At 71.9% G+C, this 7,378-nt stretch carries 9 protein-coding genes; 7 read left to right on the forward strand and 2 right to left on the reverse strand.

Features of this window, described 5'->3' with window-relative positions; all coding sequences use genetic code 11:
• Nucleotides 1–797: TetR/AcrR family transcriptional regulator (locus ABZ297_RS45615; protein WP_355360469.1), on the forward strand; the 797-nt coding region annotated here is incomplete at its 5' end.
• Here ABZ297_RS45615 and ABZ297_RS45620 read toward each other — a convergent pair.
• Nucleotides 770–904, reverse strand: coding sequence for a hypothetical protein (locus tag ABZ297_RS45620; protein WP_355360472.1), 135 nt, complete (start codon nt 902–904; stop codon nt 770–772). The genes ABZ297_RS45615 and ABZ297_RS45620 overlap by 28 nt on opposite strands.
• A gap of 212 nt (nt 905–1,116) precedes the next feature.
• Between ABZ297_RS45620 and ABZ297_RS45625 the strand changes: the two genes are divergently transcribed.
• From ABZ297_RS45625 to ABZ297_RS45650, 6 genes are all read left to right on the forward strand, one after another.
• A complete protein-coding gene (locus ABZ297_RS45625; RefSeq protein WP_355360475.1) occupies nt 1,117–1,326 on the forward strand; it encodes a helix-turn-helix transcriptional regulator in 210 nt (69 codons plus the stop codon).
• A gap of 217 nt (nt 1,327–1,543) precedes the next feature.
• A complete protein-coding gene (locus ABZ297_RS45630; protein ID WP_355360478.1) occupies nt 1,544–2,071 on the forward strand; it encodes a toxin-antitoxin system HicB family antitoxin in 528 nt (175 codons plus the stop codon).
• Complete coding sequence (locus ABZ297_RS45635) at nt 2,071–3,009, forward strand: DUF4097 family beta strand repeat-containing protein (RefSeq protein ID WP_355360480.1); 939 nt, start codon at nt 2,071–2,073, stop codon at nt 3,007–3,009. The genes ABZ297_RS45630 and ABZ297_RS45635 overlap by 1 nt, the downstream gene beginning before the upstream one ends.
• Nucleotides 3,010–3,041: 32 nt before the next feature.
• Nucleotides 3,042–4,007, forward strand: a complete 966-nt coding sequence (locus ABZ297_RS45640; RefSeq protein WP_355360483.1) for an ATP-binding cassette domain-containing protein — start codon at nt 3,042–3,044, stop codon at nt 4,005–4,007.
• A complete protein-coding gene (locus ABZ297_RS45645) occupies nt 4,004–4,807 on the forward strand; it encodes an ABC transporter permease (protein ID WP_355360486.1) in 804 nt (267 codons plus the stop codon). Before ABZ297_RS45640 ends, ABZ297_RS45645 begins: the two co-directional genes overlap by 4 nt.
• A complete protein-coding gene (locus ABZ297_RS45650) occupies nt 4,804–5,310 on the forward strand; it encodes a DUF1707 domain-containing protein (RefSeq protein ID WP_355360489.1) in 507 nt (168 codons plus the stop codon). Before ABZ297_RS45645 ends, ABZ297_RS45650 begins: the two co-directional genes overlap by 4 nt.
• 79 nt (nt 5,311–5,389) lie before the next feature.
• Here ABZ297_RS45650 and ABZ297_RS45655 read toward each other — a convergent pair.
• A partial coding sequence (locus tag ABZ297_RS45655; RefSeq protein ID WP_355360492.1) for an alpha-galactosidase occupies nt 5,390–7,378 on the reverse strand: 1,989 nt, incomplete at its 5' end.

A 7,378-nucleotide genomic window follows, 5' to 3' on the forward strand; every position in this document is an offset into this window, starting at 1 on the left:
GGCGGGGCGCCGAGATCGGCGGCGCCCCGCCTCACGAGCCCCAGAGCAGCGCCGAGATCGGCGCCCCTTCGCACGAGCCCCACGCCGTCGGCGGCTCCGCGGAAGGGGCCCTGGACCAGGCGCTCATCGTGCGCGCCGCCATCGAGGTCGCCGACCGGGAGGGCGTCGCCGCCGTCTCCATGCGGCGCGTCGCGGCGGAGCTCGGGGTCGGCGTGATGTCGCTGTACCGGTACGTCGCGAGCCGCGAGGAGCTCAACGACCTGATGGTCGACACCGTCTTCGGCGAGCGGCCCCTGCCGGAACCCGGCCCCGACGGCTGGCGGGCCAAGCTGGAGCTGTCCGCGCGCGAGGAGTGGGCGCTCTACCGGGATCACCCCTGGGTGTCGCACCTCGTCGCGGTCACCACCCGGCCGCCGGTCGCCCCGAGCCTCATGGCGTACACCGACTGGCGCATGCGCGCCCTCGACGGCCACAGCCTGGACTTCACCACCCTGGCCCAGGTCGCCATCATGATCGGCACGTACCTGCAGAGCGCGGCCATCCCGCTCGCCCACGAGGCGCAGGCGGCCAGGACGACCCGCCACACCCGGCAGCAGTGGGCCGACGCCCGGCAGGACGCGTTCAGCCGCACCATGCACGCCGCCCGGCTGCCCATGGTGTCGGAGTTCGGCACCGAGGCGTTCCAGGCGTCCGAGCCGGAGAACATCTTCGAGTTCGGCCTCCACCGCATGCTCGACGGCATCGCCACCCTGCTCGAAGCGAGCGCCCGTCAGGACTCTCCGCCGTCGATCAGGTAGCCGAGACCGCCGCACATCACGTTCGAGGATCCGACCCGCATGACGGTGAAGGTGCAGCCGTTGCTCTGGCTGAACGACTTCCGGGCGAAGGCGGGGTCGTAGCTCACGGGAGCTCGCCGCCCCTTCCCCTATGAGCACATTTCATGTCCAGATGATGCCTATATAGCATGGAATATCCGGTTTGCGACTGCTTTCCTGGTAAGAGAGCAGCCTGTCGCCCTGGTCGCCGTCGGGCTCCACTCAGATCTCCGCCGGCCATCCGGACGGGGCCGGCGGCGGAGCGATCCCGTACACGCCGCATGTGCTGGAGGAGGCGGAGATGCCTGACGCGCACGCGCTCATGGTCAAGCTCGGTGAGCGGCGCATGAACCTCGGCCTGACACAGCTGGAGGTCGCATCGCGAATCGGCGTCTCGCAGGGCGCGGTCTCCTTCTGGGAGACCGGGCAGCGCACGCCCAACCTCGCCAAGTTCACCGAGCTCGCCGACCTCCTCGGCTTCGAGCTCACCCTCACCCTCAAAACGCCCTGACGCGGCGCCGCCCCCTGGAGAGCCAGGCCCGACGATCTGCGCCGGCCTCGCCGGGGGCGCGATGAGATCCCGACGCGCCGCAACCAGGCTCTCAAGGCGCCCAGTCCATGCACACCATCCCAGGCGACATCGCCCCACCGACACAGCGAAGCTCGTGGCGTCTCAATGACGTTGTATCGGTCTTGATGTGACGCCACTATGATGCCATCATGGCGTCATGGACCTTACGCCTTACGTCGATCACCTCCGGCGCGAACTCGCGATGGCCGCCGGGGCGGGCGGCGAGGACGCCCGTGCGCTGGCCGAGCGCCTCGCCGCGACGCTCGAGTCAGCCACCCGGCTCGCGCTGTTGGAGGCTCTGTCAGCCGCCGCGGACGAGATCACCCAGGACCTCGCACCGGGCTCGGTCGAGGTGCGACTGCGCGGGCGCGACCTCGGTTTCGTCGTGACGCCACCACCGAGCGCCCGCGCGTTCGAGGAGGGCGAGATCAGGCAGGTCGAGAGACCGCCCTCCCCGCCACCACCCCCCGACGCCGACGAGGGCGGGACGTCCCGGATCTCGCTCCGGGTCCCCGAGCACCTCAAGCCGCGCATCGAGGAGGCGGCCACCCGTGAGGGGCTGTCGGTCAACGCCTGGCTGGTCCGCGCCGTCGCCGCCGCGCTCGACCCTGGCAGCGCCGACCGGCGCTCCGGCCGGCGCCCGGCGCAGCAGACCGGCAACCGCTACAGCGGCTGGGTGCGCTGATGACCACGCCAACCCACGACAGGGGAACCGGAATGCCGACCTTCGACACCCCACAACCCATCCTTGCCATCCTCGACCTGGCGACCGCCACCGTCCGGATCAACGCGAGCGACCGCACCGACACCGTCGTCGAGGTCCGCCCGAGCGACGAACTCAACGACGCGGACGTGCAGGCCGCCCGGCATACCCGGGTCGACTACGCCGACGGCAGGCTCCTGGTGCGGACCGACAAGGAGCACTCGGGCCCGGCCTCCGGCTGGGGCCTCTCGTTCGACAGACTCGTCGAGTCGCCCATGAGCTGGGCGCGTTCGCTGGTGCTCGGCCCGGGCTCGCTCGACGTGACGATCGAACTGCCGGCCGGCTCCCGCCTCGACGCCAGGACGACGGGGAGCCTGCGCTGCCACGGCCCGCTCGGTGAGGTGACGCTCACCACCTCCTACGGCGACATCCGGGTCGAGCAGGCCGACCGGCTACGGCTGAAGAGCACCTACGGCGACATCTCGGTGACCCGCGCGTCCGGGCACGCCGAGGTCACCACGACCCACGGCGGCATCCACATCGGCGAGATCAACGGCACTGCCGCGGTCAAGACCTCCGAAGGGGAGGTCCGCCTCGGCGAGGTGACCGGCGACCTGCGGCTGAACAGCGCCCACGGCGACATCACCGTGAACCGCGCCCTCGCGGGCGTCGTCGCCAAGACCGCGTACGGCAGCGTGGAGATCCGCGAGGTGGTGTCCGGTTCGGTCGTCATGGAGACCACCGGCGGCGGGCTGGATCTCGAGATCCGGGAGGGCACCGCCGCCTGGCTGGACGTGAGCTCCCAGTACGGCACCGTGACCGTCGCCCTCGACCCCGGCGACGGCCCCGGCCAGGCCGACCAGGTCGTGGAGGTGCGTGCCCACACCACCTACGGCGACATCGCCATCCACCGCTCCTGACGAACGTTCCCCGACAAGCAAGGAGATCCCTCATGCCTGACGCGATCGTGGCCGAAGGTCTGGTCAAGAAGTACGGCGACGTGGCCGCCCTCGACGGGATGGCGCTGACCGTCCCCGAGGGGACGGTGCTCGGGCTGCTCGGCCCGAACGGCGCCGGCAAGACCACCACGGTGCGAATCCTCACCACGCTGCTCAAACCGGACGCCGGCCACGCCACGGTCGCCGGGTTCGACGTCGTCCGTGACGCCCACCGGCTGCGTGCGCACATCGGCGCCTCCGGCCAGTACGCCGCCGTCGACGACCACCTCACCGGCGCCGAGAACCTGGAGATGGTCGGCCGCCTCTACCACCTGGGCGTCAAGCGCAGCCGGCAGCGCGCCCGCGAGTTGCTGGAGCGCTTCGACCTGACCGAGGCGGCCGACCGCCCGGTGCAGGGCTACTCCGGCGGCATGCGGCGCCGGCTCGACCTGGCCGGCGCGCTGGTCGCCCACCCGCCCGTGCTGTTCCTCGACGAGCCCACCACCGGCCTGGACCCCCGGGCCAGGATCGGGCTGTGGGAGGTCATCTCCGAGCTCGTCGCGGAGGGCACCACCGTGCTGCTCACCACCCAGTACCTGGAGGAGGCCGACCGGCTCGCCGACCGCATCGCGGTGGTCGACCACGGGCACGTGATCGCGCTCGGCACCGCCGACGAGCTCAAGGACCAGGTCGGCGGCGACCGGATCCAGCTCTCGGTGACGGACGCGGCGAACCTGCAGGCCGCCGCCAGGATGCTGGCGCCGCTGGCCGTCGGGAACGTGCAGATCGACGCCGCCGCCCTGCAGATGACGATTCCGGTCTCCGGCGGCGCGGCCGCGCTGACCCAGGCGCTGGGCCACCTGGCCGCCCAACGCATCACCGTACGCGACGCCGGTCTGCGCCGGCCGACCCTGGACGACGTGTTCCTGAGCCTCACCGGACGCGAGGCCGACGAGAAGATCAAGGAGACCATCCGATGAGCACCCTGCACCTGGCCGTCGCCGACGGCATGACGATCGCCAAGCGCAACGCCCTGAAGATCCGCCGAGCCCCCGACCTGCTGGGCGGCGTGGTCATGCTGCCGATCGTGTTCGTGCTGCTCTTCACCTACGTCTTCGGCAGCATGATCAGCCTGCCCGGCCTGTCGTACGGCGAATACCTGCTGCCCGGGATCTTCGTCATGACGATCGTCTCCAGCGGGCAGATCACCGGCTACACCCTGACGCAGGACCTGCAGAAGGGCATCTTCGACCGGTTCCGCACCCTGCCGATGTCGCCCTCGGCGGTGCTGACCGGCCAGACCGTCAGCGACGTCATCATGAACCTGACCAGCATCGTCACCATGGCGCTCGTCGGGCTGCTCGTCGGGTGGCGCATCCACAGCTCGCCGTTCGAGGCCGCGCTCGGGTTCCTGATGCTGCTGCTGTTCGCGTACGCCTTCTCCTGGGTGACGGCCACGGTCGCGCTGGCCCTGCGCACGCCCGAGGTCTTCAACAACATCGCCACCATCATGTCGTTCCCGCTGGTCTTCCTGTCCAACGCCTTCGTCGACAGCACGCGCCTGCCCGGGCCGCTCAAGCCGATGGCCGAGTGGAACCCGGTGTCCACGCTGGTCCAGGCCGCACGCGAGCTGTTCGGCAACACCAGCCAGGCCCTCCCCGTGCCCGACGCCTGGCCGCTGCGGCACGCGGTGCCGATCTCGCTGCTGTGGTCGGTCGTGCTCCTGGCCGTGTTCGTGCCGCTGGCGACGCGGCTGTACAAGAGAGCCGTCAGTAAATGAGCACCGTCTCCGGCTTCGACCGTGAGCGGGCGGTGGAGCTGGTCCAGCAGGCGTACGCGGACGGCCGGCTCGGCCCCGCCGAGCTGGAGCAGCGGCTCGAACTGGCGCTCACCGCCACCTCCTCCCACGAGCTGGAGCCGGTCGTCGCCGACCTGCCGGACGAAGTGGTCCACCTCGCCGCCACCGGCGGGCGCGTCACGCGGACGGGCGACTGGCACGTCCCGCGCCGGCTACGCATCGACTCCGAGTACGGCAAAGTACGGCTCGACCTGTCCCGGGCCCACGTCCCGTATACGCGGATCGACATCGAGCTCTGGCTCGCGTACGGCGGCGCCGCGATCATTCTGCCTGCTGGCGCGAGCGCGAACGTCGATGGGGTGCGCACCGAATGGGGCAGCGTGACCTGCAAGGCACCGGGCCGCCAGAGCCCGGGCAGGCTGCACGTCCAGATCACAGGTGAGCTCCCTTACGGCCGCCTGACCATCCGCACCGCGCGGAGGTGACGCGGCACCCACGCCAACGCGGCGTCCGGCGGCCGGCAGGGCGCACCGCCGCTCCACCCGCCCGCCGGGTGTCGGCCGCCTACAGGGAGAGGTTCTCGACCTCGATGAGCAGGGCGGAGGCCGGCTTCAGCGCGGGGGCCGGAAGCCCCAGCTCGCTCAGGACCGAGCCGGGCAGCCGCACCGGGGCGGCGCCGACCCACTCGGGCAGCGCCACCCCCGTGGGGACGGGACCAGCCACGCGCACCTCGTAGCGGGCCCCGGGGTCGAGGCCCGGCAGGCGCAGCGGGTCTGGCGCGGTGGTGACCCTGGAGGCGAGCTGGACGCAGGCGAACACCCCGCCCTGGGGCAGGACCACACCGTGAACCAGCGTGGACGGATCGGGATGGTCGGCGCGGACCACCCGCCCGGCGTGCAGCAGCGGACGCAGCCGCTTGTGCAGCGCGATCCAGACCGCCAGCTCCTCCCGCTCGGCCTCGCCGGCCGAGGTCAGGTCCCATTCCACGCCCATGTGGCCGAACAGCGCGGTGGCGGCGCGGAAGGAGAGCGGCAGCGACCGTCCGGTGATGTGGTCGCGCGGCGCGCCGACGTGGGAGCCCATCAGCTCCGGCGGGACGAGCAGCCCGGTCCAGCGCTGGATCGCCTGCCGGTCGAGCGCGTCGTTGCTGTCGGACGTCCAGACCCGGTCGGTGCGGGCCAGGATGCCGTAGTCGATCCGCGCGCCGCCCGACGAGCACGACTCGATCTCCAGCGCGGGATGGCGGCGGCGGAGTTCGTCGATCAGCCGGTAGACGGCGAGGGTCTGCGCGTGCACCCCCGGCACGCCGTCGTGGACGGGCTCGGCGATGTCGCGGTTGTGGTCCCACTTGATGTAGTCGAGGTCGTACTCGCGCACCAGCGTGTCGAGCCGTTCGAGCAGGTAGTCGAAGGCCTCGGGCCTGGCCAGGTCGAGCACCTGCTGGTTGCGCTGCGGCGGGGGCAGCCGGTCGGCGCACCCGAGGATCCAGTCGGGGTGCTCGCGGGCCAGGTCGGAGTCGGGGTTGACCATCTCGGGCTCGAACCAGAGCCCGAACTGCATGCCGAGCTTGCGCACGTGCTCGGCCAGTGGGTGCAGCCCGTCCGGCCACACCTGCTCGTCCACGTACCAGTCGCCGAGGCCGGCCCGGTCGTGGCGGCGGCCCCTGAACCACCCGTCGTCGAGGACGAACCGCTCGATCCCCGCCTCCGCGGCCCTGCCGGCCAGCTCCAGCAGCCGGTCGAGGCCGTGGTCGAAGTAGGTGGCCTCCCAGTTGTTCAGGGTCACCGGCCGGACGGGCAGCGTCCTGCCGGCGCGCAGGTGGTCGTGCAAGCGGCCGCTCGCCTCGTCCAGACCGCTGTCCGACCAGGTGAAGTAGACCCACGGGGTCCGGTAGCTCTCCCCCTCGCCCAGCGTGATCTCCCCGGGCGCGAGCAGTTCGCCCGCGGCCAGCAGCGCCGCGCCCTCCTGCAGGCGCTCGGCGTAGTGGATGTGGTCGCCGCTCCACCCGGCGTGCACCGCCCACACCTCGCCGCGGCGGAAGCCGAACCCCTCGGTGCCGGCCACCAGCAGGCCGGTGCCGTCGTGCCCGGTGCGTCCGCGCCTGTTCTCCCTCGACCAGACGCCGTGGGCGAACGACCTGCGCTGCGGCACCTTCTCCAGCGCCCAGCGGCCGGTGAAGTCGAGGAGCTCTCCCGCCCGCGCGGGCAGCGGCAGCGCGCAGGTCAGCCCGGCCACGCTGTACGGGGCCGCGGCGGCGTTGGTCAGCGTGTGGCGCAGCATGACCACGCCGTTGGCGTCCATGACCAGCTCGCTCACCAGCCCGAGCCCCGCCCTGGCGTCGGACGCGGTGACCGTCACCCTGCCGCCCGAACCTGGCGCGGCGTCCGTCTCCAGGCCGTCGAGGGCCCACCTGACCGGCCAGTTCTCGGACGTCCTGCCACCTGACAGGCCGGGCCTGCCGTACCAGCTGTCTCCGTGCGCGGGCAGCAGCGGTGGCGCGGCCATCAGGGACCCCAGCGCGGGCAGCAGGTCGGGCCCGGCGACCGCGCCGAG

It is taken from the genome of Nonomuraea sp. NPDC005983 (assembly GCF_040614375.1).
GTDB lineage: Bacteria > Actinomycetota > Actinomycetes > Streptosporangiales > Streptosporangiaceae > Nonomuraea.